This window comes from Samsonia erythrinae (genome assembly GCF_004342665.1).
GTDB lineage: Bacteria > Pseudomonadota > Gammaproteobacteria > Enterobacterales > Enterobacteriaceae > Samsonia > Samsonia erythrinae.
Genome location: NZ_SMBY01000020.1, coordinates 1 through 25,373, shown reverse-complemented (window position 1 = coordinate 25,373; position 25,373 = coordinate 1). Strand labels below are relative to the sequence as shown.

The 25,373-nt window shown below is 49.3% G+C and carries 45 protein-coding genes; 6 read left to right on the top strand and 39 right to left on the bottom strand.

What is annotated here, in order from left to right:
* Positions 1 to 275 precede the first annotated feature (275 nt).
* Positions 276 to 824, top strand: coding sequence for a gamma carbonic anhydrase family protein (locus EDC54_RS17575; RefSeq protein ID WP_132459397.1), 549 nt, complete (start codon positions 276 to 278; stop codon positions 822 to 824).
* Here EDC54_RS17575 and EDC54_RS17570 read toward each other — a convergent pair.
* From EDC54_RS17570 to dprA, 6 genes are read right to left on the bottom strand one after another with little or no spacing between them, the layout of a single operon-like run.
* Positions 809 to 1,066: a DUF1488 family protein gene (locus tag EDC54_RS17570; RefSeq protein WP_132459394.1), complete on the bottom strand. Its 258-nt coding sequence runs from the start codon at positions 1,064 to 1,066 to the stop codon at positions 809 to 811. The two genes, EDC54_RS17575 and EDC54_RS17570, sit on opposite strands and share 16 nt — an antisense overlap.
* Positions 1,063 to 1,890 carry a shikimate dehydrogenase gene (gene aroE, locus EDC54_RS17565; protein ID WP_132459391.1) on the bottom strand — a complete coding sequence of 276 codons (828 nt, stop codon included), beginning with the start codon at positions 1,888 to 1,890 and terminating at the stop codon, positions 1,063 to 1,065. The genes EDC54_RS17570 and aroE overlap by 4 nt, the downstream gene beginning before the upstream one ends.
* A 20-nt stretch (positions 1,891 to 1,910) precedes the next feature.
* Positions 1,911 to 2,480 (bottom strand): L-threonylcarbamoyladenylate synthase type 1 TsaC, encoded by a 570-nt coding sequence (gene tsaC / locus EDC54_RS17560; protein WP_132459388.1) that lies wholly within the window; start codon positions 2,478 to 2,480, stop codon positions 1,911 to 1,913.
* On the bottom strand, positions 2,473 to 3,030 hold the full coding sequence (locus EDC54_RS17555) for a DNA topoisomerase family protein (RefSeq protein WP_132459385.1): 558 nt from the start codon (positions 3,028 to 3,030) through the stop codon (positions 2,473 to 2,475). The genes tsaC and EDC54_RS17555 overlap by 8 nt, the downstream gene beginning before the upstream one ends.
* A 20-nt stretch (positions 3,031 to 3,050) precedes the next feature.
* On the bottom strand, positions 3,051 to 3,524 hold the full coding sequence (smg, locus tag EDC54_RS17550) for a DUF494 family protein Smg (RefSeq protein WP_132459382.1): 474 nt from the start codon (positions 3,522 to 3,524) through the stop codon (positions 3,051 to 3,053).
* Positions 3,496 to 4,617, bottom strand: a complete 1,122-nt coding sequence (gene dprA / locus EDC54_RS17545; RefSeq protein ID WP_132459402.1) for a DNA-protecting protein DprA — start codon at positions 4,615 to 4,617, stop codon at positions 3,496 to 3,498. Before dprA ends, smg begins: the two co-directional genes overlap by 29 nt.
* 130 nt (positions 4,618 to 4,747) lie before the next feature.
* Between dprA and def the strand changes: the two genes are divergently transcribed.
* From def to mscL, 5 genes are all read left to right on the top strand, one after another.
* Positions 4,748 to 5,260: a peptide deformylase gene (gene def / locus EDC54_RS17540; protein ID WP_132459379.1), complete on the top strand. Its 513-nt coding sequence runs from the start codon at positions 4,748 to 4,750 to the stop codon at positions 5,258 to 5,260.
* A 23-nt stretch (positions 5,261 to 5,283) separates the two neighbouring features.
* Positions 5,284 to 6,231 carry a methionyl-tRNA formyltransferase gene (gene fmt / locus EDC54_RS17535; protein WP_132459376.1) on the top strand — a complete coding sequence of 316 codons (948 nt, stop codon included), beginning with the start codon at positions 5,284 to 5,286 and terminating at the stop codon, positions 6,229 to 6,231.
* Positions 6,232 to 6,297: 66 nt separating this feature from the next.
* Positions 6,298 to 7,593: a 16S rRNA (cytosine(967)-C(5))-methyltransferase RsmB gene (gene rsmB / locus EDC54_RS17530; RefSeq protein ID WP_132459373.1), complete on the top strand. Its 1,296-nt coding sequence runs from the start codon at positions 6,298 to 6,300 to the stop codon at positions 7,591 to 7,593.
* A gap of 50 nt (positions 7,594 to 7,643) precedes the next feature.
* Positions 7,644 to 9,020, top strand: a complete 1,377-nt coding sequence (gene trkA, locus EDC54_RS17525; protein ID WP_132459370.1) for a Trk system potassium transporter TrkA — start codon at positions 7,644 to 7,646, stop codon at positions 9,018 to 9,020.
* Between the two features lie 90 nt (positions 9,021 to 9,110).
* Positions 9,111 to 9,527, top strand: coding sequence for a large-conductance mechanosensitive channel protein MscL (mscL, locus tag EDC54_RS17520; protein ID WP_132459367.1), 417 nt, complete (start codon positions 9,111 to 9,113; stop codon positions 9,525 to 9,527).
* A 10-nt stretch (positions 9,528 to 9,537) separates the two neighbouring features.
* Here mscL and EDC54_RS17515 read toward each other — a convergent pair whose 3' ends face one another.
* The 33 genes from EDC54_RS17515 to EDC54_RS17355 all read right to left on the bottom strand — a co-directional run.
* Positions 9,538 to 9,750 carry an alternative ribosome-rescue factor A gene (locus EDC54_RS17515; RefSeq protein WP_132459365.1) on the bottom strand — a complete coding sequence of 71 codons (213 nt, stop codon included), beginning with the start codon at positions 9,748 to 9,750 and terminating at the stop codon, positions 9,538 to 9,540.
* A 104-nt stretch (positions 9,751 to 9,854) separates the two neighbouring features.
* On the bottom strand, positions 9,855 to 10,214 hold the full coding sequence (locus EDC54_RS17510) for a DnaJ family domain-containing protein (RefSeq protein WP_132459362.1): 360 nt from the start codon (positions 10,212 to 10,214) through the stop codon (positions 9,855 to 9,857).
* A gap of 93 nt (positions 10,215 to 10,307) precedes the next feature.
* Positions 10,308 to 10,700: a 50S ribosomal protein L17 gene (gene rplQ, locus EDC54_RS17505; RefSeq protein ID WP_005970246.1), complete on the bottom strand. Its 393-nt coding sequence runs from the start codon at positions 10,698 to 10,700 to the stop codon at positions 10,308 to 10,310.
* Between the two features lie 40 nt (positions 10,701 to 10,740).
* A complete protein-coding gene (locus tag EDC54_RS17500) occupies positions 10,741 to 11,730 on the bottom strand; it encodes a DNA-directed RNA polymerase subunit alpha (protein ID WP_132459359.1) in 990 nt (329 codons plus the stop codon).
* Positions 11,731 to 11,755: 25 nt separating this feature from the next.
* Positions 11,756 to 12,376 (bottom strand): 30S ribosomal protein S4, encoded by a 621-nt coding sequence (gene rpsD / locus EDC54_RS17495; protein ID WP_132459356.1) that lies wholly within the window; start codon positions 12,374 to 12,376, stop codon positions 11,756 to 11,758.
* A 30-nt stretch (positions 12,377 to 12,406) separates the two neighbouring features.
* A complete protein-coding gene (gene rpsK / locus EDC54_RS17490) occupies positions 12,407 to 12,796 on the bottom strand; it encodes a 30S ribosomal protein S11 (protein ID WP_002919257.1) in 390 nt (129 codons plus the stop codon).
* Positions 12,797 to 12,812: 16 nt separating this feature from the next.
* The gene (gene rpsM / locus EDC54_RS17485) at positions 12,813 to 13,169 is read right to left on the bottom strand and encodes a 30S ribosomal protein S13 (protein ID WP_132459353.1); all 357 of its coding nucleotides are present in this window, start codon (positions 13,167 to 13,169) and stop codon (positions 12,813 to 12,815) included.
* 146 nt (positions 13,170 to 13,315) lie between these two features.
* A complete protein-coding gene (rpmJ, locus tag EDC54_RS17480; protein ID WP_002227352.1) occupies positions 13,316 to 13,432 on the bottom strand; it encodes a 50S ribosomal protein L36 in 117 nt (38 codons plus the stop codon).
* Between the two features lie 33 nt (positions 13,433 to 13,465).
* Entirely contained in the window at positions 13,466 to 14,797 is a 1,332-nt protein-coding gene (gene secY / locus EDC54_RS17475) for a preprotein translocase subunit SecY (protein ID WP_132459350.1), read from the bottom strand.
* A gap of 7 nt (positions 14,798 to 14,804) precedes the next feature.
* On the bottom strand, positions 14,805 to 15,239 hold the full coding sequence (gene rplO / locus EDC54_RS17470; RefSeq protein WP_132459347.1) for a 50S ribosomal protein L15: 435 nt from the start codon (positions 15,237 to 15,239) through the stop codon (positions 14,805 to 14,807).
* A 3-nt stretch (positions 15,240 to 15,242) separates the two neighbouring features.
* Entirely contained in the window at positions 15,243 to 15,422 is a 180-nt protein-coding gene (gene rpmD / locus EDC54_RS17465; protein WP_004846568.1) for a 50S ribosomal protein L30, read from the bottom strand.
* 6 nt (positions 15,423 to 15,428) lie between these two features.
* Positions 15,429 to 15,929, bottom strand: coding sequence for a 30S ribosomal protein S5 (gene rpsE / locus EDC54_RS17460; protein WP_005970257.1), 501 nt, complete (start codon positions 15,927 to 15,929; stop codon positions 15,429 to 15,431).
* A gap of 14 nt (positions 15,930 to 15,943) precedes the next feature.
* A complete protein-coding gene (gene rplR / locus EDC54_RS17455) occupies positions 15,944 to 16,297 on the bottom strand; it encodes a 50S ribosomal protein L18 (RefSeq protein ID WP_132459344.1) in 354 nt (117 codons plus the stop codon).
* 9 nt (positions 16,298 to 16,306) lie between these two features.
* Complete coding sequence (rplF, locus tag EDC54_RS17450) at positions 16,307 to 16,840, bottom strand: 50S ribosomal protein L6 (protein WP_132459341.1); 534 nt, start codon at positions 16,838 to 16,840, stop codon at positions 16,307 to 16,309.
* 12 nt (positions 16,841 to 16,852) lie between these two features.
* On the bottom strand, positions 16,853 to 17,245 hold the full coding sequence (gene rpsH, locus EDC54_RS17445; protein ID WP_132459338.1) for a 30S ribosomal protein S8: 393 nt from the start codon (positions 17,243 to 17,245) through the stop codon (positions 16,853 to 16,855).
* 33 nt (positions 17,246 to 17,278) lie between these two features.
* Entirely contained in the window at positions 17,279 to 17,584 is a 306-nt protein-coding gene (gene rpsN / locus EDC54_RS17440; RefSeq protein WP_012147218.1) for a 30S ribosomal protein S14, read from the bottom strand.
* Between the two features lie 13 nt (positions 17,585 to 17,597).
* Positions 17,598 to 18,137, bottom strand: a complete 540-nt coding sequence (rplE, locus tag EDC54_RS17435) for a 50S ribosomal protein L5 (RefSeq protein WP_005970265.1) — start codon at positions 18,135 to 18,137, stop codon at positions 17,598 to 17,600.
* A 14-nt stretch (positions 18,138 to 18,151) separates the two neighbouring features.
* Entirely contained in the window at positions 18,152 to 18,466 is a 315-nt protein-coding gene (gene rplX, locus EDC54_RS17430) for a 50S ribosomal protein L24 (RefSeq protein ID WP_015841924.1), read from the bottom strand.
* Positions 18,467 to 18,476: 10 nt separating this feature from the next.
* Positions 18,477 to 18,848: a 50S ribosomal protein L14 gene (rplN, locus tag EDC54_RS17425; protein ID WP_000613954.1), complete on the bottom strand. Its 372-nt coding sequence runs from the start codon at positions 18,846 to 18,848 to the stop codon at positions 18,477 to 18,479.
* A 164-nt stretch (positions 18,849 to 19,012) separates the two neighbouring features.
* Positions 19,013 to 19,267: a 30S ribosomal protein S17 gene (gene rpsQ, locus EDC54_RS17420; RefSeq protein ID WP_132459335.1), complete on the bottom strand. Its 255-nt coding sequence runs from the start codon at positions 19,265 to 19,267 to the stop codon at positions 19,013 to 19,015.
* A complete protein-coding gene (gene rpmC / locus EDC54_RS17415) occupies positions 19,267 to 19,458 on the bottom strand; it encodes a 50S ribosomal protein L29 (protein ID WP_132459332.1) in 192 nt (63 codons plus the stop codon). Before rpmC ends, rpsQ begins: the two co-directional genes overlap by 1 nt.
* Positions 19,458 to 19,868: a 50S ribosomal protein L16 gene (gene rplP, locus EDC54_RS17410; protein WP_005970273.1), complete on the bottom strand. Its 411-nt coding sequence runs from the start codon at positions 19,866 to 19,868 to the stop codon at positions 19,458 to 19,460. The genes rpmC and rplP overlap by 1 nt, the downstream gene beginning before the upstream one ends.
* Positions 19,869 to 19,880: 12 nt before the next feature.
* The gene (rpsC, locus tag EDC54_RS17405; RefSeq protein WP_005970274.1) at positions 19,881 to 20,582 is read right to left on the bottom strand and encodes a 30S ribosomal protein S3; all 702 of its coding nucleotides are present in this window, start codon (positions 20,580 to 20,582) and stop codon (positions 19,881 to 19,883) included.
* A gap of 17 nt (positions 20,583 to 20,599) precedes the next feature.
* The gene (gene rplV / locus EDC54_RS17400; protein WP_012764045.1) at positions 20,600 to 20,932 is read right to left on the bottom strand and encodes a 50S ribosomal protein L22; all 333 of its coding nucleotides are present in this window, start codon (positions 20,930 to 20,932) and stop codon (positions 20,600 to 20,602) included.
* A 14-nt stretch (positions 20,933 to 20,946) separates the two neighbouring features.
* Positions 20,947 to 21,225, bottom strand: a complete 279-nt coding sequence (gene rpsS, locus EDC54_RS17395) for a 30S ribosomal protein S19 (RefSeq protein WP_004929772.1) — start codon at positions 21,223 to 21,225, stop codon at positions 20,947 to 20,949.
* Between the two features lie 16 nt (positions 21,226 to 21,241).
* Positions 21,242 to 22,063 carry a 50S ribosomal protein L2 gene (rplB, locus tag EDC54_RS17390; RefSeq protein WP_132459330.1) on the bottom strand — a complete coding sequence of 274 codons (822 nt, stop codon included), beginning with the start codon at positions 22,061 to 22,063 and terminating at the stop codon, positions 21,242 to 21,244.
* A 17-nt stretch (positions 22,064 to 22,080) separates the two neighbouring features.
* Positions 22,081 to 22,383: a 50S ribosomal protein L23 gene (rplW, locus tag EDC54_RS17385; RefSeq protein WP_005970277.1), complete on the bottom strand. Its 303-nt coding sequence runs from the start codon at positions 22,381 to 22,383 to the stop codon at positions 22,081 to 22,083.
* A complete protein-coding gene (gene rplD, locus EDC54_RS17380; RefSeq protein ID WP_132459328.1) occupies positions 22,380 to 22,985 on the bottom strand; it encodes a 50S ribosomal protein L4 in 606 nt (201 codons plus the stop codon). The genes rplW and rplD overlap by 4 nt, the downstream gene beginning before the upstream one ends.
* 10 nt (positions 22,986 to 22,995) lie before the next feature.
* Positions 22,996 to 23,625, bottom strand: a complete 630-nt coding sequence (rplC, locus tag EDC54_RS17375) for a 50S ribosomal protein L3 (protein WP_132459324.1) — start codon at positions 23,623 to 23,625, stop codon at positions 22,996 to 22,998.
* A gap of 32 nt (positions 23,626 to 23,657) precedes the next feature.
* On the bottom strand, positions 23,658 to 23,969 hold the full coding sequence (rpsJ, locus tag EDC54_RS17370) for a 30S ribosomal protein S10 (RefSeq protein ID WP_001181005.1): 312 nt from the start codon (positions 23,967 to 23,969) through the stop codon (positions 23,658 to 23,660).
* Between the two features lie 301 nt (positions 23,970 to 24,270).
* Complete coding sequence (bfr, locus tag EDC54_RS17365) at positions 24,271 to 24,744, bottom strand: bacterioferritin (RefSeq protein WP_132459321.1); 474 nt, start codon at positions 24,742 to 24,744, stop codon at positions 24,271 to 24,273.
* 72 nt (positions 24,745 to 24,816) lie between these two features.
* The gene (gene bfd / locus EDC54_RS17360; RefSeq protein WP_132459400.1) at positions 24,817 to 25,011 is read right to left on the bottom strand and encodes a bacterioferritin-associated ferredoxin; all 195 of its coding nucleotides are present in this window, start codon (positions 25,009 to 25,011) and stop codon (positions 24,817 to 24,819) included.
* Between the two features lie 276 nt (positions 25,012 to 25,287).
* The coding region (locus EDC54_RS17355) for an EF-Tu C-terminal domain-related protein (protein ID WP_411600481.1) at positions 25,288 to 25,373 on the bottom strand (86 nt) is incomplete at its 5' end.

Genomic DNA, 25,373 nt, shown 5'->3' with positions numbered 1-25,373 from the left:
CCTTCAGAGTCAACGTTTATTTTAAAGCGTTTTCCCTTTCTTTACCGACCGACTTGTGAGTCACAGCGCCGTGTCGATGGAGGCGCATTATAGGGATCCGTTTTCGTTACACAACCCCTTTCTCGATCTTTTTTTTCATTCGCCTGTTTTTCACTCCTTTCGCTGAGATCTTGTTCGATCCACACCGTTTTTCCGTTGTCCACATATCATCATTGTCGATATCTTGTCTGGTAATATGAGTAATCGATATGTGATAAATAACTATGAGGCTGTCGATGAGTACAAAAAAACTCCGTCGTTATAACGGCGTTTCTCCCGTTCTAGGTGAAAGAGTCATGATCGATCACTCCAGCGTGGTCATTGGCAAGGTCACACTAGGCGATGATGTTGGTGTATGGCCCCTCGTTGCCATACGCGGTGATGTTAACTACATCACCATAGGCGCCAGAAGCAATATTCAGGACGGTTCCGTGCTCCATATCACACACTGTTCAGAGAAAAACCCTGAAGGCAATCCGCTGATTATTGGCGAAGACGTGACTGTCGGCCATAAAGCGATGCTGCATGGTTGCCAAATAGGAAATCGAGTTCTGGTCGGAATGGGGTCAATACTTCTAGACGGAGCCGTTGTTGAAGATGATGTCATGATCGGTGCCGGTAGCCTGGTTCCACCAGGAAAACGGCTGGAAAAGGGTCATCTATACCTCGGCAGTCCGGTCAAAAAAATCCGCCCACTGACACAAGAAGAAATAGAGGGGTTGATTTACTCGGCAAACAACTATGTACGTTGGAAAGACGAATATCTTGCTCAGGACAATGAGTAGTCACCTTCATCAACCCATTCTTCAGCAACGATCATTTTTTCGAATTCATCTTCGAGATCCCATCGATGTTCCCTGAACAGCGCCAGCCACTGTTCAGGGCTATCACCACCATAGCGATTCTGAAGCTGTTCGGCACTTATCAGGCATTCATGCTGAAAGCCATTGACTAAAACAGGAAAACGGATCGCCATTGCATTAACATCCCAGACTTCACGATCCGGAAATTGGATCGCCTGATTCACCGTTCAAGCTCCGATTTGAGCAAAGCAATTACGGGCTCCACATCTGGCATGATGCCGTTCCAAAGTTTAAACGCATGTGCCGCTTGCCCCACCAGCATACCTAAACCATCCGCATAGCGGGTTGCGCCATGCTGAGCGCACCATGTCAAAAAAGGCGTTAACCGAGGTAAATAAAACATGTCATAACAGCATGTCTCGGATGAAACAATCTCTGGTGGCAAATTCGGAATGCTGTCGTACATCCCAGAAGATGTAGCGTTAATAATCAGATCAAAAGACTGCCCATGCAGATCGTCGAGGGCAACCGCTTGAATGTCACCGATATCACAAAAGATCTTAGCGAGTGCGTCAGCCTTGGAAAACGTCCTATTTGTCAGTACAAGCGTGCACCCATAAGCTAGCAAAGGGTGAATAACCCCTCGTGCAGCACCGCCAGCACCAACCAACAACACCCGATCCAAAGGCTTCACCAGCGACAACCGTTGTAGATCGCTGAGCAAGCCGATGCCATCTGTATTATCACCAAACAGACGCCCATCACTCAGCGGCTTCAGTGTGTTGACCGCGCCAGCACGCGCCGCACACTCGCTACGCTCATCGGCTTCAGAAAAGGCACGCTCTTTAAAGGGGGCGGTAATGTTCGCCCCGCTGGCGCCTTCACGAAAAAATTGGTGCAACTCCTGCTCAAAGTTGTCCAAGGGGGCCAGCACACGCTGGTATGTCAATTTGACTCCCGTCTGCGCCGCAAACAACTCATGTATACGAGGCGATTTACTATGCGCAATCGGATTGCCAAAAACCGCAAAAGACCTCATTCCAGACACGTGACTCTCCTACTTGCCATTTATCCCTGACGGATCAGTTCGCCTGTTAGCACATCTCTGATTTCGGATGGGTTTGTTCTTCCGCCAACGTCGCCACGAAGCACAGGAAAACGATCGCCGAACTGTTGGAAAACGTCCTGAACTGAGCGGCCTGGCGGTTGACCGCTTAAATTAGCGCTCGTCGAAACCAATGGTTTACCATAGCGCTGACACAATGCGATAACCAATGGATGGTCGCTTACGCGCACTGCAAGGGAAGAAAATTGCCCCGTTAACCATTGCGGCGTTGTGGGTTTTGCTGGTAATACCCACGTCACCGGGCCTGGCCAGGTGGAAAACATCGTCGCCTTCTGCTCATCAGATAAGGCGTCGTCGTCAATATAAGGCGTCAGTTGGCTAAAATCCGCCGCAATCAGGATCAATCCCTTTTGCCAAGGTCGTTGCTTTAACGCCAGCAGGCGATTGACGGCCACTTCACTATCAGGATCGCATCCCAACCCAAATACCGCTTCAGTCGGGTAGGCAATAACCTGTTCATTGTGTAACGCCCGTAAAACGGGGATCATGAGTTCATCAGAGACATCATTCATTCTTATCAACTTCTACCGCTACCGGCTTTCCACAAAGCTTACTGGCACAAAATACCTTGGAACCGTGCGCCGTTTTTTTCTCAAATAACAGGGGGTAATGACAAAAAGCGCACTCACCCGCTATCGGTTTATGGTTTAACGTAAACTGGCAATCGGGGTAACGATCGCAAGAATGGAACACCTTGCCGTAACGGGACTTGCGCTGCAGGAGTATACCTTCATGGCACTGTGGACAGCGAATCGCCGTTTCGTCAGGACGATCGATAGCCTCAGTATGGTGGCATTCAGGGTAGTTGCCGCAGCCGATGAACATCCCGTAGCGCCCCTGCCGTAGCACCAGCGTCGACTGACAAAGCGGGCACAGTTGCCCCTCCAGCACTTTCACTACATGTCCGTCAGCCTGTGCTTTCAGTGGACGAATAAACTCGCATGCTGGGTACGCAGAGCAACCAAGAAACGGGCCAAGCCGACCAGAACGGATAACCAGCACTGACCCGCAATCTGGGCAGGTTTCCTGTTTTCTTTCGCTAAACAGTGCAGGCTTAGCCATTTAAAGCATTATCCTTTTGGCTATTGTACATAACCATCATTGACCTCAAAGAGGAGTTCCTCCATCTGCTGATAGGCATTCTCACAGCCCGGCACATTGAAAAGCACCATAAGAATGACCCACTTAAGATCTTCCAAATCAAATTCCTGTGTTTCCAGCGCCATCACGCGCTCAATCACTCTTTCCCGCGTTTCAAGATTCAGAACCTGGATCTGTTCAAGGAACAATAAAAAGCCGCGACATTCCGCATCAAGGCGTAGCGCCTCCTCTTCAGTGTAAATACGAATAGCCAAAGGGTCGCTCGCCAAATAAAGCGGCGCGGCCTGTCCCTCCTGAATATCGGCCAATTTTTCCAACCAACTCAGCGCGCTGTAGATATCATTACGATGGAATCCAGCGCGGGTGAGGTCATCAGTTAACGTATCCTGATCGACACGCATTTCAGTTTCATTGTGGATGTAAGTCTCAAACAAGTACATGAGTACGTCGAACATGGCCTGCCCTCCTCAATCGGACATAGCCGCCGGGTACTGCTGCGATCCATCCTGCTAACTCCAGTTCTAATAGCTTGGTGACTATTTCTGGCACAGGTTGACCGGCACGTTCAGCGACAACGTCAACAGGTGTAACCTCATCTCCTACGTTAGCCAACACATCGGCAAATGGCAATTCGCCATCCTCTTCCACAACAGAAATAGTTTGTCCGCTTTCCACCGGTAACCACTGTAATTCACCAACCAATTGCTCAAGAATATCCTTCGGATGAGTCACCAGGCTGGCCCCTTGCTGTATCAACGAGTGGGTGCCTTCCGTCATAGGATTGCCGATAGGCCCTGGTAACGCAAACACCTCCCGCCCCTGCTCCAGGGCATAACGAGCCGTCACCAGCGAACCACTACGGAGAGATGCTTCAACAACCAATACCCCCAGACCTAATCCACTGATAATACGATTCCGTCTGGGGAAGTTCGTCGGAAAAGGCGGCGTACTCAGAGGGAACTCAGAGACCAGCGCCCCACCCTCTCCACAAATGCGATCGGCTAGTTTCCAGTGCCGTTTAGGATAAACATTCGTCAACCCACTTCCCAACACGGCGATGGTTCTCCCCCTTGCATCCAAAGCCCCACGATGAGCAACTCCATCAATTCCCACCGCCAGCCCGCTTGTCACTGTAAGTTCATTCGCAGCAAGCTCCTGCGCAAAAAATCGCCCCCAGCGCTCACCATAAGCGCTGCTACTCCGGCTGCCAATAATCGCTATCTGTGACGATGCCAACAGAGCGGGATCGCCAGAAACAAAAAGCAACAGCGGAAAGTCACGAATATTGCGGAGCAGAAAAGGGTAACGCGCATCTTCACATGTCACAATGTGATGATTAGGCAGTGACAGCCAACTGAGCGTTTCCTCCAGAATTCTGGGATCATAGGTACAAAACTGTGTGATTTGAGCATTCGACAAACCGCATATGCTTAAGATGTCATGATCAAACGCATTCAGACCAATGAGCTTTCTGACCATAGCGCAACCACGCCTGGCGCCCAATTTTCGTACCCCTGTCATACGTAACCAGATTTCTGTTGATAGCATCCGCGTCCTTAATCTTCCGATATGTTCAGATAAGTGGTGCAATTCAGCGCCGATGCTGTCAATCAAGGCAGGAAATGTCTAGAATAGACGCTAAGACTCTCTCACTATTCAGATACAGATCTAAACATATATGTCAGTTTTGCAGGTACTACATTTTCCAGACGAGCGGCTCCGCATCACTGCGCAACCCGTAAAAGAAGTCAATGCGGATATCCAACGTATCGTGGATGATATGTTCGATACCATGTATGAAGAAGAAGGTATTGGTCTGGCCGCGACACAAGTCGATATCCATCAGCGTATCATTGTTATTGATGTCTCTGAAGAGCGGGATCAACGACTGGTGCTGATCAATCCTGAACTCATCGAAAAGAGCGGCGATACGGGTATCGAAGAAGGTTGTTTGTCGATCCCGGAAACCCGTGCGCTGGTGCCTCGTTCAGAGAACGTTAAAGTTCGCGCTCTGGATCGAGATGGTAAAACATTTGAGCTTGAAGCAACCGGCCTTCTTGCCATTTGTATTCAGCATGAAATGGATCATCTGGTTGGGAAATTGTTTATCGATTACCTTTCCCCATTGAAGCGCCAACGCATTCGCCAAAAACTGGAAAAACTGGCTAAGCAAAACAGCCGTGCTCAATAATTTTTATTTTGACAGGAAGCACCGTGTCCGATTCTCTACGCATCATCTTTGCCGGCACCCCTGATTTTGCGGCGCGTCATCTTGACGCGCTTTTGTCATCCAGACATCAGGTCGTTGGCGTCTTCACCCAACCTGACCGTCCGGCAGGCAGAGGCAACAAACTTAGCCCTAGTCCGGTAAAAATTCTGGCTGAGCAACACAATATTCCCGTGTTTCAACCCAACTCTCTGCGACCGGTAGAAAATCAGGGACTGGTTCAGGCGTTAGATGCCGATGTGATGGTCGTGGTCGCTTACGGCCTGATTCTGCCACAGCCCGTCCTGACGATGCCGCGCCTTGGCTGTATCAATGTCCACGGTTCTCTGCTACCCCTCTGGCGCGGTGCGGCGCCTATTCAGCGTGCATTGTGGGCAGGAGACCGTGAAACGGGCGTGACGATCATGCAAATGGACGTAGGGCTCGATACTGGCGCGATGCTGCACAAAATTGCGTGCCCGATTCTAGCGCAGGATACCAGCGCAACGTTATACGACAAACTTGCTGAACTGGGGCCACGCGGCTTATTGGAAACGCTGGCACAGCTTGCAAACGGTAGTGCTGTCGCAGAACCACAGAACGACGCCCTTGCCACCTATGCAGAAAAGCTCAGTAAAGAAGAAGCACGCCTTAACTGGCAGTTGTCCGCCGAACAGCTTGAACGCTGTATTCGCGCTTTTAATCCTTGGCCAGCCAGCTACTTCATCGTGAACGAGCAACCCGTGAAAGTTTGGAAAGCTGAAGTTATCGCCAGCGCGAACGGACCACTGCCGGGAACGATCGTACAAGCCGATAAACAAGGGATTCAGGTGGCAACGGCCAATGGCATCTTGAATATTCAGGAACTGCAACCTGCGGGCAAAAAAGTGATGAAAGCACAAGACCTACTTAACTCGCGCCGCGAATGGTTCATCCCCGGTAACAGGTTGGACTAATCTATTTCATACCGGTATTACTGCCGGTATATCCTCTCTCTTTTACGTATACGTCGTCGCTAATACATGAAAAGCTCATACAATCTACGTAGTATTGCCGCAAAAGTGGTGGGACAGGTTCTGGATCAAGGGCAGTCACTCAGTGCCTTATTACCTGTTCATCAGAGTGAAGTTTCCGAGAAAGATCGCGCACTTTTACAAGAGCTTTGCTTTGGCGTATTGCGCGTTTTACCTCAGTTGGAGTGGTGTATTCAGCAACTGATGGCAAAACCCCTGACGGGCAAACAACGCACGCTGCATTACCTCATCATGGTGGGTATTTATCAACTGTGCCATACGCGCATCCCACCGCACGCCGCTCTGGCGGAAACCGTTGAAGGGGCCGTCGCGTTAAAACGGCCTCAGCTTAAGGGGCTGATTAATGGCGTATTGCGTCAATTCCAGCGCCATCAGGAAGAGTTGATTCAGCGTGAGGCCAATCGCTCAAGCCACTACCAACACCCAGGTTGGCTATTGGCACGTATTCAACATGCCTATCCCGACTGCTGGCAAAGCATTATTGAGGCGAATAACCAACGTCCTCCAATGTGGCTGCGTGTGAATCGCTTGCACCATACGCGTGAAAATTATTTAACCTTACTGGCGCAAGAGGGGATCGAGGCGTTTACGCATCCTGAGCACACCGATGCGATACGACTCGCTTCACCTTGTGCCGTCGATCGACTACCCGGTTTCGCCCAAGGCTGGGTCACGGTACAAGACGCCTCCGCTCAGAGTTGCGTCTACTGGCTCGCTCCTCAGGATGGCGAGCAAATCCTCGATCTTTGTGCCGCTCCCGGTGGTAAAACAACGCATATTTTGGAAGCCGCACCAAAATCTCATGTTCTCGCTGTCGATATTGATGAAACCCGATTAAGCCGGGTAAAAGAAAACTTACTGCGGTTACAGATGAATGCAGAGGTAAAACAAGGGGATGGACGTTACCCTGACTTATGGTGTGAAGGACGCAGCTTTGATCGCATCCTGCTGGACGCGCCCTGTTCCGCCACCGGCGTTATTCGCCGTCATCCAGATATAAAGTGGCTACGCCGCGACAGTGATATTGATGAACTGGTTTCGCTGCAAAAAGAGATTCTTGATGCCGTTTGGCCCCATCTCAAAGCCGGGGGTACGCTGGTCTATGCAACTTGTTCCGTTCTGCCACAGGAAAACAATCAGCAAATCGCTCATTTCCTGTCCCGCCACACAGATGCAGCGCTGGTTGATACAGGTACAAAAACAAATCCGGGAATACAGATACTTCCACACAACGACGGTGGCGATGGCTTCTTTTACGCGAAACTGGTAAAAAACGGAGATTAAACCCGGTATTGTCTGCAACAGGTCGCAACCAATAAACGGCATGGCTTACTATGAAAATTATTATTCTTGGCGCAGGCCAGGTCGGTGGGACTCTGGCGGAAAACCTGGCTGGTGAAAATAATGACATCACGGTTGTCGATATCGATGCAAATCGACTACGCCAACTTCAGGATAAGTTCGATCTGCGTGTCGTTACCGGCTACGCTTCGCATCCGCGTGTACTGCGAGACGCCGGCGCGGAAGATGCGGATATGCTTGTCGCCGTCACCAACTCCGACGAGACAAACATGGTGGCCTGCCAGATCGCTTATTCTCTTTTTAAAACGCCAAACCGGATCGCACGCATCCGGGCCGCTGAATACATTCGCGAGTCAGAACAGCTCTTTTTACCCGAAGCCGTTCCCATCGACTATCTCATCTCCCCTGAACAACTGGTAATCGATAACATTTACAAACTTATCGAGTACCCTGGTGCACTTCAGGTTGTCAACTTTGCCGAAGGTAAAGTCAGTATTGCGGCGGTCAACGCCTATTATGGCGGCCCGCTGGTCGGTAACGCCCTTTCCTCGCTCCGCGAACATATTCCTCATGTCGATACCCGAGTGGCTGCGATATTCCGTCATGATCGTCCGATTCGCCCACAGGGCTCAACAATCATTGAAGCTGGAGATGAAGTCTTTTTTGTCGCGGCTTCCCAGCATATCCGGGCAGTGATGAGCGAATTACAGCGCCTTGAGAAACCCTATAGACGAATCATGATTGTCGGCGGCGGTAACGTCGGTGCAGGGTTAGCTCAGCGGTTAGAAAAGGACTACAGCATTAAGTTGATAGAACGAAATGCAGAACGCGCGGCAGAATTAGCTGAGTTATTGCAAAATACGGTGGTATTCCACGGAGATGCTTCGGATCAGGAGTTACTGGCCGAAGAGCACATCGAACAGATTGATGTTTTCATCGCAATTACCAACGACGATGAAGCAAACATCATGTCAGCCATGCTGGCAAAACGGATGGGCGCCAAAAAAGTGATGGTCCTCATCCAACGCCGCGCCTATGTTGATTTGGTGCAAGGGAGCGTCATTGATGTTGCCATCTCCCCACAGCAAGCGACAATTTCTGCGCTACTTAGTCATGTACGCAAAGCGGATATCGTTAGCGTCTCCTCCTTACGCAGGGGCGTGGCTGAAGCAATAGAAGCCATTGCGCACGGCGATGAAGGCACATCAAAAGTTGTCGGCAGAACCATAGAGGATATTAAACTTCCCCCCGGGACCACTATCGGCGCAATTGTTCGTGGTGACGAGGTCATTATTGCCAACGCCAATAGCAAGATTGAGCAGGGTGACCACGTTATCATGTTCCTTACCGACAAAAAATTTGTGCCGGATGTCGAACGGCTATTTCAACCAAGCCCCTTCTTTCTATAATGTAACAACAGGTTTATCCGTCATTGATAACCTGGTAAAGATATTGTTATTGGTTAGTATTAATTTATATTTTCGGCAAGGAGAGTGGATATGAGTATCATCAAAGAATTCAGAGAGTTTGCCATGCGCGGCAATGTTGTCGACTTGGCGGTGGGGGTCATTATCGGTGCCGCTTTCGGCAAAATAGTCTCTTCTCTGGTGTCAGATATTATTATGCCACCACTCGGACTTTTGATTGGTGGTGTGGATTTTAAACAATTTAGTCTCGTTCTTCGTGATGCACAGGGAGATATCCCAGCTGTTGTTATGAATTATGGCGTCTTCATTCAGAATATTTTTGACTTTATCATTGTCGCATTCGCGATTTTCATGGCAATTAAGCTCATGAATAAACTTCGCCGTAACCAAGAAGATACGCCTGATGCGCCGCCAAAACCCAGTGCGGAAGAAAAACTGCTCGCTGAAATTCGCGACCTGCTCAAAGAGCAACAGACCAAGCACGAATAATTTACTTTTGTTAAGCAGGAAGTAAAAAGGCCAGTGGTAAAAAATCATTTGATTGCTTACCACTGGCCTCCCAACCACCTTTCTTCACATGTTTCTCTTTTCTACGATAACTTCCTTTTCCTTTAGCATTCACTTCAATTCGTTGGCGAAACAGCGGGTCACGCAACAATGCCTCGATAGCATTATCCTGAATTTCCCCGCGCTTATGACGGTATGTAGTCATAGTCACTCCTAAAAGGGTTCGACGAGCCTATCTTTATCAAAAAGACGAGCAAAGTATATAACTGAAATGAAAAGATGAGAACAAATGGGATGGGAAATAAATATCTACACTCTTTTATTCAGTTGCGCCGAATACTCGCCATGCAAGAAGTGAGTATTAACACCTTTCTGCTGCAACCGGATTTCCAACATACGCAAACGCCGGGATGCCTCTTCATATGCAGGTGAATCGCGGGTTATTGATGCAAGAAGCTCTGTGAGTTGTAAAGCCTCTTTCCTTTCCAAAAGCTCAGCAGGTAAACAGCCTGCATTTTTAAGCAACCGATAGGCAACTCTTAACTCTTGTGGCACAGCACTATCGTCATCAAGAACTAATGGATTCCCCGCACCGGGAAGATTGTCAAAAATACCGTCTTCCTGAGCTTTAGTAATCTGTTTTTCCACTAACTCATCAATTAACCACATGGCAGCCTCTTACCGATTTTCTGCATGAGGAGGGATCATTGATTTCAGATATAAAAAAACCGGGTTTCCCCGGTTTTTTTACGCTATTGCAGATTACTCCGCAGTAGCAACTTCTTCTGTCTGAGACACTGAGCGATCAACAAGCTCGATGTATGCCATCGGCGCATTGTCACCTGCACGGAAGCCACACTTCAGAATACGAGTGTAACCACCGGCACGGCTCGCGAAACGCGGGCCCAGTTCATTAAACAGTTTTGCCACGATCTCGTTATCACGAGTACGGGCGAATGCCAGACGACGATTAGCAACGCTGTCGGTCTTGGCAAGAGTAATCAGCGGTTCAACAACGCGACGCAGCTCTTTCGCTTTCGGCAGGGTCGTCTTGATGATTTCATGACGAACCAAAGAACTAGCCATGTTACGGAACATAGCCTGACGATGGCTGCTGTTACGGTTCAGTTGACGACCACTCTTACGATGGCGCATGACCTTATCCTTCTCAGTAAAACCTTAACCTGTGATCTGGTTACTCATCAGCAATGCTTGCTGGTGGCCAGTTTTCCAGGCGCATGCCCAGAGACAAACCACGTGAAGCCAGTACGTCTTTAATCTCGGTAAGAGATTTTTTACCCAGGTTAGGCGTTTTAAGTAGCTCAACCTCAGTACGTTGTACCAGATCACCGATGTAGTGGATAGCTTCTGCCTTAAGGCAGTTAGCAGAGCGGACAGTCAATTCCAGATCGTCAACAGGGCGCAGCAGGATCGGATCGAACTCTGGTTTCTCTTCTTTCACTTCCGGCTGACGAACATCACGTAAGTCAACAAAAGCTTCAAGTTGTTCAGCCAGAATGGTGGCCGCACGACGGATCGCCTCTTCAGGATCGATCGTACCGTTGGTTTCCATTTCGATGACCAGCTTATCCAGGTCAGTACGCTGTTCTACACGCGCCGCTTCAACATTGTAGGCAATACGCTCTACAGGGCTGTAGCAAGCATCAACTAACAGACGACCGATCGGGCGCTCATCTTCTTCCGTATGAATACGGGCAGATGCCGGCACATAACCACGACCACGCTGAACCTTGATACGCATACTAATAGATGCGTTTTCATCAGTCAGGTGGCAGATCAAATGCTGTGGCTTGACGATTTCGACATCACCATCATGGACGATGTCGGCTGCAGTCACAGGGCCAATGCCAGATTTATTCAGGGTAAGGATAACTTCATCTTTGCCTTGAACTCTCACCGCCAGCCCTTTCAGGTTGAGCAGGATTTCCAGGATATCTTCCTGTACGCCTTCTTTGGTGCTGTACTCATGCAGTACACCATCAATCTCAACCTCGGTCACCGCGCAACCTGGCATGGATGAAAGCAGAATACGGCGCAGTGCGTTGCCAAGAGTATGGCCAAAGCCACGCTCTAATGGCTCAAGGGTCACCTTGGCGTGCGTCGAACTCACTTGCTCGATATCAACCAGGCGCGGTTTTAGAAACTCTGTCACAGAACCCTGCATTGTGTCCTCTCTTTGGTACTAAGCTTTACTTGGAGTAAAGCTCGACGATCAGGTGTTCATTAATGTCCGCAGACAGATCGGTACGTTCAGGAATACGCTTGAACACACCTTCCATCTTGGCAGCATCAACTTCCAGCCAAGTTGGCTTTTCACGCTGTTCAGCCAGCTCCAGAGCGGCCTTAACGCGAGATTGCTTTTTCGCTTTCTCACGGATGCTGACTACGTCATTCGGGGATACCTGATAAGAAGCGATGTTAACAACGCGACCGTTTACCATGATAGCTTTGTGGCTGACCATCTGACGTGCTTCTGCACGAGTGGCGCCAAAGCCCATACGATAAACAACGTTATCCAGACGACCTTCCAGCAACTGGAGCAGATTTGCACCTGTGTTGCCTTTCAGACGAGCGGCTTCTTTATAATAGTTACGGAACTGACGCTCCAGAACACCGTAGATACGGCGAACTTTTTGCTTTTCACGCAACTGTACACCATAGTCAGACAGACGCGGTTTACGCGCACCATGCTGGCCAGGAGCTTGTTCAATTTTACACTTGGAATCGATCGCACGAACACCAGACTTCAGAAACAGGTCGGTGCCTTCACGACGGCTCAGCTTGAGCTTAGGACCCAAATATCTTGCCATTTTCTTTCTCCAACAATCCTAAAAGCGGCGTTATACGCGGCGCTTTTTCGGCGGACGACAACCGTTATGAGGGATCGGAGTCACATCAGTAATATTAGTGATGCGGAAACCAGCCGCGTTCAACGCGCGGATAGTAGACTCACGACCAGGACCAGGTCCTTTAACCATAACTTCCAGGTTCTTAATACCGTATTCTTTCACTGCTTCAGCACAGCGCTCTGCTGCAACCTGAGCGGCGAATGGCGTAGATTTACGAGAACCACGGAAACCGGAACCACCGGCAGTTGCCCAACCCAGCGCATTACCCTGACGATCAGTAATGGTTACGATGGTGTTGTTGAAAGAAGCATGGATATGAGCCACACCGTCAGAGACTTGCTTTCTTACACGCTTACGTGCACGAATAGGTGCCTTTGCCATTATTCAATCACCCCGATTATTTCTTGATCGGTTTGCGCGGACCCTTACGGGTACGGGCGTTAGTCTTGGTACGCTGACCGCGAACCGGGAGACCACGACGATGACGCAAACCACGATAGCAGCCAAGGTCCATCAGACGCTTGATGCTCAGGGTAACTTCACGACGCAGGTCACCTTCGACAACAAACTTGGCAACTTCGTCACGCAGCTTATCGATTTGCTCTTCAGACAGCTCACTGATCTTAACATGTTCAGCAATTCCCGTAGCAGCACAAATAGCCTGCGAACGAGTTTTACCGATACCGAAGATCGACGTTAACGCGATAACGGTATGTTTATGATCAGGAATGTTAATGCCTGCTATACGGGCCACTATGCACTCCTACAATTTTATACAGCAACACCATTCTGAAAAGCCCGTTTTCAGGATACTCAAATAATGTTGCAGATACAGACAAAAGATTGGCTGGCTAATCTAGCCAGCTCAACCCAACTTTGCAAGAAAAATATGCGAGATAATCAGCCTTGACGCTGTTTATGCTTCGGTTCGGCACTGCAGATTACACGAACGACACCGTTACGCTTAACAATCTTGCAGTTACGACATAATTTCTTGACGGAAGCACGAACTTTCATTTTTACTCTCCGTAACTTCTCAAGCGCACCTGATTAACGGTTATAACCTTTCAGGTTTGCTTTCTTCAATGCAGACTCGTACTGACTCGACATCATCAGAGTTTGCACTTGAGCCATAAAGTCCATGATGACGACAACAACGATCAATAATGATGTACCGCCAAAATAGAAAGGTACTTTCATTGCGTCGCGCATGAACTCCGGGATCAGGCAGATAAACGTAATATACATCGCACCGACTAATGTCAGACGGGTCATCACTTTATCGATATATTTCGCCGTTTGCTCTCCCGGACGAATTCCTGGCACGAATGCACCGGACTTCTTCAGGTTATCTGCTGTTTCACGCGGGTTGAACACCAACGCTGTGTAGAAGAAACAGAAGAAGATGATTGCAGATGCATAGAGTAACACATAAAGCGGACTTCCGGGCTGCAACGCCATAGAAATTGTTGTCAGCCAACTCCAGCCCGTACCGCCCCCAAACCAAGATGCAATCGTAGCAGGGAACAGAATAATGCTGGATGCGAAAATCGCGGGAATAACCCCAGCCATATTCACTTTTAGTGGTAAATGCGTACTCTGTGCTGCATAAACACGACGACCTTGTTGACGTTTTGCGTAATTAACAACGATACGGCGTTGACCACGCTCAATGAAAACAACGAAGAAGGTTACTGCAAACACCAGCACTGCAACCAACAGCAACAGGAGGAAGTGCAGATCGCCTTGCCGCGCTTGCTCGATGGTATGACCAATGGCCGGCGGTAACCCCGCAACAATACCAGCGAAGATTATGATCGAGATACCGTTGCCGATACCCCGTTCTGTAATCTGTTCACCCAGCCACATCAGGAACATCGTCCCCGTGACCAGACTGACAACAGCGGTAAAATAGAAAGCAAAGCCTGGATTAATTACCAAGCCCTGCATTCCAGGCATATTCGGTAAACCGGTAGCAATACCGATCGACTGGAATATCGCCAATACCAAGGTACCGTAGCGGGTGTACTGACTAATCTTGCGACGGCCAGCCTCCCCTTCTTTCTTTATCTCTGCTAACGCTGGGTGAACCACCGTTAGCAACTGGATAATAATTGATGCCGAAATATACGGCATAATACCCAAAGCAAAGATAGAAGCACGGCTGAGTGCACCACCAGAGAACATGTTGAACATTTCAATGATGGTGCCTCGCTGCTGTTCAAGCAATTTGGCAAGCACAGTGGCATCAATACCAGGAATCGGAATAAAAGAGCCAATACGGAAAACAATCAGCGCACCGATAACAAACAATAGTCTGCGCTTCAGTTCACCAACTCCGCCTTTAGCACTCTGAAAATCTAACCCTGGTTGTTTAGCCATCTGCTACTTATTCCTCAATTTTACCGCCAGCAGCTTCGACAGCAGCACGAGCACCTTTAGTGACACGCAGACCACGAATCGTTACCGGACGAGCAACTTCACCAGAAAGAATCACTTTCGCAAATTCAATCTGAATGCCAATAACATTAGCGGCTTTCAGCGTATTCAGGTCAACAACGTCGCCTTCTACTTTAGCCAGATCGGACAGACGAACTTCTGCCGTGATCATCGCTTTGCGAGAAGTAAAACCGAATTTCGGCAGACGACGGTATAAAGGCATCTGGCCGCCTTCAAAACCACGACGTACGCCACCGCCAGAACGAGACTTCTGACCTTTGTGACCACGACCGCCGGTTTTACCCAGGCCAGAACCGATACCACGACCTAAACGCTTCGGTGCGTGTTTAGCACCTTCGGCCGGAGACAGAGTATTTAAACGCATCTGTTACTCCTCCACTTTAACCATGTAGGAAACCGCGTTGACCATACCACGAACAGCAGGAGTATCCTCGCGCTCAACGGTATGACCAATACGACGCAGACCCAGGCCAAGCAGTGTCGCCTTGTGTTTCGGCAGACGACCGATTGCACTACGGGTTTGAGTGATTTTAATAGTCTTTGCCATGGTCAGTTACCCCAGAATTTCTTCAACGGATTTACCACGCTTGGCAGCGACCATTTCCGGGGACTTCATATTAGCCAAACCATCAATTGTTGCACGAACCACGTTGATCGGGTTAGTGGAACCATAGGCTTTAGCTAATACGTTGTGAACCCCTGCGACTTCCAAAACAGCGCGCATTGCACCGCCGGCGATAATACCGGTACCTTCGGAAGCCGGCTGCATGAACACACGAGACCCCGTGTGAGCACCTTTAACCGGGTGCTGCAGGGTGCCGTTGTTCAGCGCGACATTCATCATATTGCGACGGGCTTTTTCCATCGCTTTCTGGATCGCTGCTGGAACTTCGCGCGCTTTACCGTAGCCAAAACCTACGCGACCATTGCCATCACCCACTACAGTCAGTGCGGTGAAGCTGAAAATACGGCCACCTTTAACGGTTTTAGATACGCGATTTACCGCGATCAGCTTTTCCTGCAGTTCGCCAGCTTGTTTCTCGATGTGAGCCATCTTACACCTCTACCTTAGAACTGAAGGCCAGCTTCACGGGCAGCATCTGCCAGTGCCTGGACTCGACCATGATATTGGAAACCGGAACGGTCAAAAGAGACATCTTTGATGCCCTTTTCCAACGCGCGTTCTGCAATAGCTTTACCTACTGCGGTTGCTGCGTCTTTGTTACCGGTAGACTTCAGTTGTTCAGCGATAGCTTTTTCTACAGTAGAAGCGGCTACCAGGACTTCAGAACCGTTCGGTGCGATGACCTGCGCATAAATATGGCGTGGAGTACGATGTACCACCAGACGCGTCGCACCCAGTTCCTGGAGCTTACGGCGTGCGCGGGTCGCACGACGGATACGAGCTGCTTTCTTATCCATAGTGTTACCTTACTTCTTCTTAGCCTCTTTGGTACGCACGACTTCGTCGGCGTAACGGACACCCTTGCCTTTGTAAGGCTCAGGACGACGGTAGGCGCGTAATTCCGCAGCAACCTGACCAATAACCTGCTTATCAGCACCTTTCAGTACGATTTCAGTTTGGCTTGGGCATTCTGCAGTAATACCTGCCGGCAGTGCATGCTCTACAGGGTGTGAAAACCCAAGAGACAAGTTCACCACATTGCCTTTAACAGCAGCACGGTAACCAACACCAACCAGTTGCAGCTTCTTAGTGAAGCCTTCGGTAACACCGATAACCATTGCGTTCAACAGAGCGCGAGTGGTGCCCGCTTGGGCCCATCCATCAACGAAACCGTCGCGCGGAGCGAAAGTCAGAACGTTGTCAGCCTGTTTAACTTCAACAGCATCATGGATCTTACGACTCAGTTCGCCGTTTTTACCCTTAATCGAAATAACCTGACCGTTGAGTTTTACCTCTACGCCGGCAGGAATGACGACGGGTGCTTTTGCAACACGAGACATTCTTTCCCCCGATTAAGCTACGTAGCAGATAATCTCGCCACCAAGACCAGCCTGGCGAGCTGCACGATCAGTCATAACACCTTTAGAGGTAGAAACAACCGCAATACCTAAACCCGCCATTACTTTCGGCAGCTCATCTTTTTTCTTATAGATGCGCAGACTTGGGCGGCTGATACGTTGGATACTTTCTACCACAGCTTTGCCCTGGAAATACTTCAACGTAATTTCCAGTTCAGGCTTGGTGTCGCCTTCGATTTTATAATCTTCAATATAACCTTCTTCCTTCAGCACGTTGGCGATTGCCACTTTCAGCTTGGAGGAAGGCATGGTGACCGCAACTTTGTTCGCGGCTTGACCGTTACGGATACGGGTCAGCATATCCGCGATCGGATCTTGCATGCTCATCTGTCTTTACTCCCGTGATTCAATTGGTGACAATTACCAGCTAGCCTTTTTCAAGCCAGGTACTTCACCGCGCATGGCGGCTTCACGTAGCTTAATACGGCTCAACCCGAACTTGCCCACATAACCATGTGGACGGCCAGTTTGACGGCAGCGTTTACGCTGACGAGACGGGCTGGAATCACGCGGCAGAGTCTGCAACTTAAGAACCGCATCCCAACGATCTTCGTCGGATGAGTTCACACCTGAGATGATAGCTTTTAATTCCTCGCGTTTAGCGCGGTATTTTTCAGCCAGTTTCACACGAACAACTTCGCGTGCTTTCATGGATTGCTTAGCCATTAGTAACCCTACCTTACTTGCGGAACGGGAAGTTAAAGGCGGCCAACAGCGCACGGCCTTCATCATCGGATTTCGCAGTAGTGGTAATGGTAATATCCAAACCACGAACGCGATCGACTTTGTCATAGTCGATTTCTGGGAAGATGATCTGCTCACGCACGCCCATGCTGTAGTTACCACGACCATCGAAAGACTTAGCGGACAGGCCACGGAAGTCACGAATACGCGGTACAGCAATGGAAATCAGACGCTCAAGGAACTCCCACATGCGTTCGCCACGCAGAGTTACTTTACAGCCGATCGGATAGCCCTGACGGATTTTGAAGCCTGCAACAGATTTGCGTGCTTTGGTGATCAACGGTTTTTGACCGGAGATTGCTGCCAGATCGGCTGCTGCGTTATCCAGCAGTTTCTTGTCAGCGATCGCTTCACCAACACCCATATTCAGGGTGATCTTCTCGACCCGAGGGACTTGCATGACAGAATTGTAGTTAAACTCAGTCATGAGTTTTTTAACTACTTCGTCTTTGTAGTAATCATGCAGTTTCGCCATCGTACTACTCCAAATTACTTGATAGTTTCGCTGTTAGACTTGAAGAAACGGACTTTCTTGCCGTCTTCGAATCTAAAGCCTACACGGTCAGCCTTACCAGTTGCCGCATTGAAGATTGCAACGTTAGAAACCTGAATTGCCGCTTCTTTTTCAACGATGCCGCCTGGTTGATTCAGAGCCGGAACCGGCTTCTGGTGTTTCTTAACCAGGTTGATACCTTCAACAATGACCTTACTAGCTGACAGGACATTTTTTACTTTACCGCGCTTACCTTTATCTTTACCGGTTAACACGATAACTTCGTCATCACGACGGATTTTCGCTGCCATGATTCGCTCCTTAGAGTACTTCTGGTGCCAGAGAGATAATTTTCATGAACTTCTCATTACGCAGTTCACGAGTTACCGGCCCAAAAATACGCGTGCCGATTGGCTGCTCGCTGTTATTGTTTAAAATAACGCATGCATTACCATCGAAGCGAATGACAGAACCGTCCGGGCGACGAACACCCTTCTTGGTGCGCACCACTACCGCTTTCAGCACATCGCCTTTCTTCACCTTACCGCGAGGAATTGCTTCCTTGATGGTAATTTTGATGATATCGCCGACGCCTGCGTAGCGACGGTGCGAGCCACCTAGAACCTTGATACACATTACGCGACGTGCACCGGAATTATCGGCCACATTCAGCATAGTCTGTTCTTGGATCATTTTAGTGCTCCGCTAATGTCAACTACTACTTTAGGACCCTTTCAGGCCATCAAATACCCCATAATTGAGGGCGCAGCATTATAGCACTGCTTCCTTGCTATGGGTAGAAAAAATAAACGGCCCTTTGCAGAGCCGTTTATCATAAAGAGAAGAGCGCTACTTTATTACAGAATCGCTTTCTCTACAACGCGAACCAGCGTCCAAGATTTAGTTTTGGACAGCGGACGGCATTCGCGGATTTCAACCACGTCGCCGATTCCACATTCATTGTTCTCGTCGTGTACGTGCAGCTTAGTCGTACGTCTGATGAATTTACCGTAAAGCGGATGTTTCACGAAACGTTCAATCGCAACAACGATGGATTTCTCCATTTTGTCGCTAACGACGCGGCCTTGCAGAGTACGGATTTTATCGGTCATTACGCACCCGCCTTCTGAGTCAGTAAAGTCTTAACACGTGCAACATTACGACGCACTTGTTTCAACAGGTGAGTTTGTTGCAACTGCCCACTTGCCGCCTGCATACGCAGATTGAATTGCTCACGCAGCAATCCGAGCAGTTCAGTGTTCAACTCTTCAACACTTTTTTCACGCAGCTCATTTGCTTTCATTACATCACCGTCTTAGTTACAAAGGTGGTTTTGATAGGCAGTTTCGCTGCTGCCAGTTGGAATGCCTCACGGGCTAACTCTTCCGGCACACCGTCCATTTCGTACAGGACTTTACCTGGCTGAATCAAGGCAACCCAATACTCTACGTTACCTTTACCTTTACCCATACGAACTTCAAGCGGTTTCTCGGTGATCGGTTTGTCCGGGAATACACGGATCCAGATCTTACCTTGACGCTTAACAGCACGGGTCATGGCACGACGTGCAGCTTCGATTTGACGAGCAGTCAGGCGACCGCGGCCAACAGCTTTCAGACCGAAAGTGCCGAAGCTAACATCCGTACCTTGCGCCAGACCACGATTGCGGCCCTTGTGCACCTTACGGAATTTTGTACGCTTTGGTTGTAACATCAGCGACTCTCCTTACTTGCGGCCTTTACGCTGCTGCTTTTTAGGTTGAGCAGCCGGTTTTTCCGGTTGTTCAACGGCAGCCATACCACCCAGGATCTCACCTTTGAAGATCCACACTTTCACACCGATAACACCATAAGTGGTGTGCGCTTCGGAAGTGTTGTAGTCGATATCCGCACGCAGCGTATGCAACGGAACACGACCTTCACGGTACCATTCGGTACGCGCGATTTCAGCGCCGCCCAGACGGCCGCTTACTTCAACTTTGATACCTTTAGCGCCAAGACGCATAGCGTTCTGTACCGCACGCTTCATCGCACGACGGAACATCACACGACGCTCCAGCTGAGAAGTGATGCTGTCAGCAACCAGTTTTGCGTCCAGTTCAGGCTTACGAACTTCAGCGATGTTGATCTGTGCAGGAACGCCAGCGATATCCGCGACGACCTTACGCAGTTTTTCAACATCTTCACCTTTTTTACCGATCACGATGCCCGGGCGAGCAGTGTGGATAGTCACACGAATGCTTTTTGCCGGACGTTCGATAACGATACGAGAAACGGAAGCCTTCTCCAGTTCCTTCGTCAGGTATTTACGAACTTTAAAATCGCTATCCAGGTTGTCAGCGAATTCTTTGGTATTCGCATACCAAGTAGAATTCCAAGGTTTGACAATACCCAGGCGAATACCATTAGGATGTACTTTCTGACCCATTGCTAGTCTCCAGAGTCTCAGCGATCGGACACAACCACAGTAATGTGGCTGGTACGCTTCAGGATGCGATCCGCACGACCTTTGGCACGCGGCATAATGCGCTTCATGCTCGGGCCTTCGTCAACGAAGATTTTCGCAACTTTCAGATCATCAATGTCAGCGCCATCGTTGTGTTCTGCGTTAGCAATAGCAGACTCCAGCACTTTTTTAACCAGACCAGCAGCTTTCTTGTTGGTGTAGGTCAGAATATCCAGAGCTTGCGACACTTTCTTACCGCGGATCAGGTCTGCCACCAGGCGAACCTTTTGAGCAGAAGAACGAGCGTGGCGATGTTTAGCGATAGTTTCCATCTCTTCCTCCTACCTTAGCGCTTCTTGGCCTTTTTATCGGCCGCATGGCCGCGATAAGTACGAGTCGGCGCGAATTCACCCAGTTTGTGACCGACCATTTCATCGGAAACAAACACCGGAACGTGCTGACGACCATTATGGACAGCGATGGTCAAACCGATCATGTTTGGAAAGATCGTTGAACGACGGGACCAAGTGCGCAAAGGCTTCTTGTCACCGCTTTCCACCGCTTTCTCTACCTTCTTCAGCAAGTGCAGGTCAATAAATGGACCTTTCTTGAGAGAACGTGGCATGGTTTATCCTCTAAGATTATTTAGTACGGCGACGTACGATAAATTTATCAGTACGCTTGTTGCTGCGGGTCTTCTTACCTTTGGTCTGAACGCCCCACGGACTTACCGGGTGCTTACCAAAGTTACGACCTTCACCACCACCGTGCGGGTGGTCGACCGGGTTCATTGCCGTACCGCGAACGGTAGGACGAACACCACGCCAGCGTGCAGCACCTGCTTTACCCAGAACGCGCAGCATATGCTCAGCGTTGCCAACTTCGCCCAGCGTTGCGCGGCAGTCGGATTCGACTTTACGCATTTCGCCAGAACGCAGACGCAGGGTAACGTAAGAACCGTCACGTGCAACGATTTGAGCGTAGCCGCCCGCAGAACGAGCCAGTTGGCCGCCCTTACCAGGTTTCATTTCTACGTTGTGAACCGTTGAACCGACAGGAATGTTACGCATCGGCAGGGTGTTACCCGTTTTAATTGCAGCATCAACGCCAGATTGAATCTGGTCGCCGGCTTTCAGGCCTTTCGGCGCCAGGATATAACGACGTTCGCCGTCTTTGTACAGAACCAAGGCGATATTCGCGGAACGGTTCGGATCATACTCCAGACGCTCAACAACAGCAGGAATACCATCTTTGTTGCGTTTAAAGTCAACCAGACGATATTGCTGCTTGTGACCACCACCGATGTGACGAGTGGTGATGCGGCCATTGTTGTTACGGCCACCGGATTTGCTGTTCTTTTCCAGCAGCGGGGCATAAGGTTTGCCCTTGTGCAGCTCAGGGTTAACCACTTTAACAACGTGGCGACGACCCGGAGATGTCGGTTTACATTTAACAACTGCCATTGTCTTTCTCCTCCGACTTACTCAGCGCCGCCGATGAAGTCCAGATTCTGGCCTTCTTTCAGGGTGACGTAAGCTTTTTTCCAGTCGCTGCGACGACCAATACGCTGTCCGTGACGCTTAACTTTGCCCTTAACGACCAGAGTATTTACGTCTTTAACTTCTACTTCGAACAGCTTCTCTACAGCAGCAACGATCTCTGCTTTAGTCGCATCTTTAGCTACTTTGAGAACGATGGTGTTCGTTTTTTCCATCGCGGTAGATGCTTTTTCAGATACGTGCGGCGCGCGCAGTACTTTCAGCAGACGTTCTTCACGGATCATGCCAGCATCTCCTCAACTTGCTTAACTGCATCAGCAGTCATAACGACTTTGTCGAAGGCGATCAGGCTAACTGGGTCGATTGCAGCCGCATCACGCACGTCAACCTTGTACAGGTTGCGGGCAGCCAGGAACAGATTCTCATCCAGTTCGCCGGTGATGATCAGCACGTCATCCAGTGCCATTTCTTTCAGTTTCTGTGCCAGCAGCTTAGTTTTAGGCGCTTCAACAGAGAACTTCTCGACAACGATCAGACGATCTTGACGTACCAGTTCGGACAGGATGCTTTTCAGCGCGCCGCGGTACATCTTTTTGTTAACTTTCTGACTATGATCCTGAGGCTTAGCAGCAAAGGTCACACCACCGGAACGCCAGATCGGGCTCTTGATAGAACCAGAACGCGCACGGCCAGTACCTTTCTGACGCCACGGTTTTTTACCGGAACCAGTTACTTCAGCACGGGTCTTCTGGGCGCGAGTACCTTGACGGGCACCTGCTGCATAAGCAACAACAACCTGGTGTACCAGCGCTTCGTTGAAATCACGACCGAAGGTAGTTTCGGAAACAGTCAGCGCGCTTTGCGCGTCTTTCAATACTAATTCCATTGCTATCTCCTCACGCCTTCACAGCTGGTTTAACGATCAGGTCGCTACCGGTTGCTCCCGGTACTGCACCCTTAACCAGCAGCAGGTTGCGCTCAGCGTCAACACGCACTACGTCCAGGCTCTGAACAGTGACACGTTCGTTACCCAGTTGGCCTGCCATTTTCTTGCCTTTGAACACTTTGCCCGGAGTCTGGTTCTGACCGATAGAACCCGGAACGCGGTGGGACAAGGAGTTACCATGAGTCGCATCCTGAGTACGGAAGTTCCAGCGTTTAACTGTGCCGGCAAAACCTTTACCTTTAGATGTACCAGTAACGTCTACTTTTTTAACGTCTGCGAAAATTTCAACACTGATGCTCTGACCTACAGTGAACTCCTCGCCTTCGGACAGACGGAACTCACGCAGGACACGGCCAGCTTCTACGCCAGCTTTAGCAAAGTGACCAGCTTCTGGTTTGGTAACGCGGTTTGCTTTTTTAGCACCGGTCGTTACTTGCACAGCGCGGTAACCATCGTTAGCCAGATCTTTAACCTGAGTAACGCGGTTTGCTTCAATTTCGATAACGGTTACAGGGATAGAAACGCCTTCTTCAGTGAAGATACGAGTCATACCCACTTTCTTACCGACTAAACCAATCATTGTTTCAACCTCTCAATCGCTCAATGACCTGATTAACCCAGGCTGATCTGCACGTCTACACCGGCAGCCAGATCCAGACGCATCAGAGCATCAACGGTTTTCTCGGTTGGCTCAACGATGTCAACCAGACGCTTGTGAGTGCGGATCTCATACTGATCGCGCGCATCTTTGTTGACGTGCGGAGAGATCAGAACGGTAAAGCGCTCTTTGCGGGTCGGCAGCGGGATCGGACCACGGACTTGCGCACCAGTGCGCTTAGCAGTCTCGACGATTTCCGCGGTTGATTGATCGATCAGACGATGATCAAACGCTTTCAGGCGGATACGGATTCTTTGGTTCTGCATGAGACCAGAGCTCCAATTATTTATAAACGTAAATAATTACTCCTCACACCCATTTCGATTGATGGGGGAGTGTAATCGTCAGTACATAACCCCCATATCGGGAGTATTGTCGAGGTCAATAAACAGAACATGACCACCTGATTCAGTTCGAATCAGGCTTACCTTGTTTTGGTAAGCTCGCGCATTATACGCAAATTAGCAGGGGAAGCAACTAGCAGAATGAAATGATTTTAAGATGGCGACCAGAGCAAGGTGAATTGCCCCGGCCATATTTAGCCATAACCCTATGCAGGTGATGACGCTACTCAGATTTCAATTGCGCCTGAAGATAGTTCTGTATACCAAGACGAGAAAGCAGCTCCAACTCCGTTTCCAGCCAATCAATGTGCCCTTCTTCATCGGCAAGAATTTCTATCATCAAATCCCGACTGACATAATCATGCACTGAGTCGGCGTAAGCGATCGCTTCACGCAGATCCTTTGCGCCATCCAGTTCAAGTTGAAGGTCGGAGCGAAAGATTTCTTCAACATCTTCGCCGATATTCAACTTCCCCAAATCCTGTAAATTCGGGACGCCTTCAAGAAATAAAATTCGTTCAATATAGCGATCGGCGTGCTTCATTTCGTCAATAGACTCATGATATTCGTGATCGTTAAGACGGGTTAAGCCCCAGTTTTTAAACATCCGGGCATGAAGAAAATATTGGTTGATCGCGACGAGTTCGTTGCCCAATAACTTATTCAGATATGTAATGACTTTTTTATCGCCTTTCATGACATGCTCCTCCGCTCCAGTTCTTAAAGTGTAGAACCGGCCAGCAGAGAGTCAAAAAAACGACCCTACATTTTATGCTACTTCATACATATCAAGAATTTTAGCCTGCTCTTCCTCAAAAATAACGCGCGTCTGACGAATACATTTACCGCAGTCTGTCCCGATAGGAACCAGTTTGCGTAACTGCTGCATAGATTGAGGTTGATGCTGATGGATAGCGCTACGGATAACTTTGTCAGAAATCGCATTACACAAACAAACATACATACCTGAATAACTCATCGTTATAGTAGGTTTCCCCACTATTTACCTTTGGAACGAAGCAAACGGGAGTTGAAGCCGTTTACAGCGTTTTTTTGACCAGCCCGCATAGTGTAAATGGGAATTATTTTTATTTCAATTTACAATTACTCATCCAGATATAAAAAATCGCCGGGAACGATTTTCAACGTCGTTCACGGCGACCTGAGAGATGCCAGATAGAGGCAAATGTGCATTAAAAAAGGCACCGAAGTGCCTTTTATGCATCGAGTCTATCAGCGATTAAGCGATAACTTTAGCAACAACGCCCGCGCCTACTGTACGGCCGCCTTCACGGATGGCGAAACGCAAACCGTCGTCCATCGCAA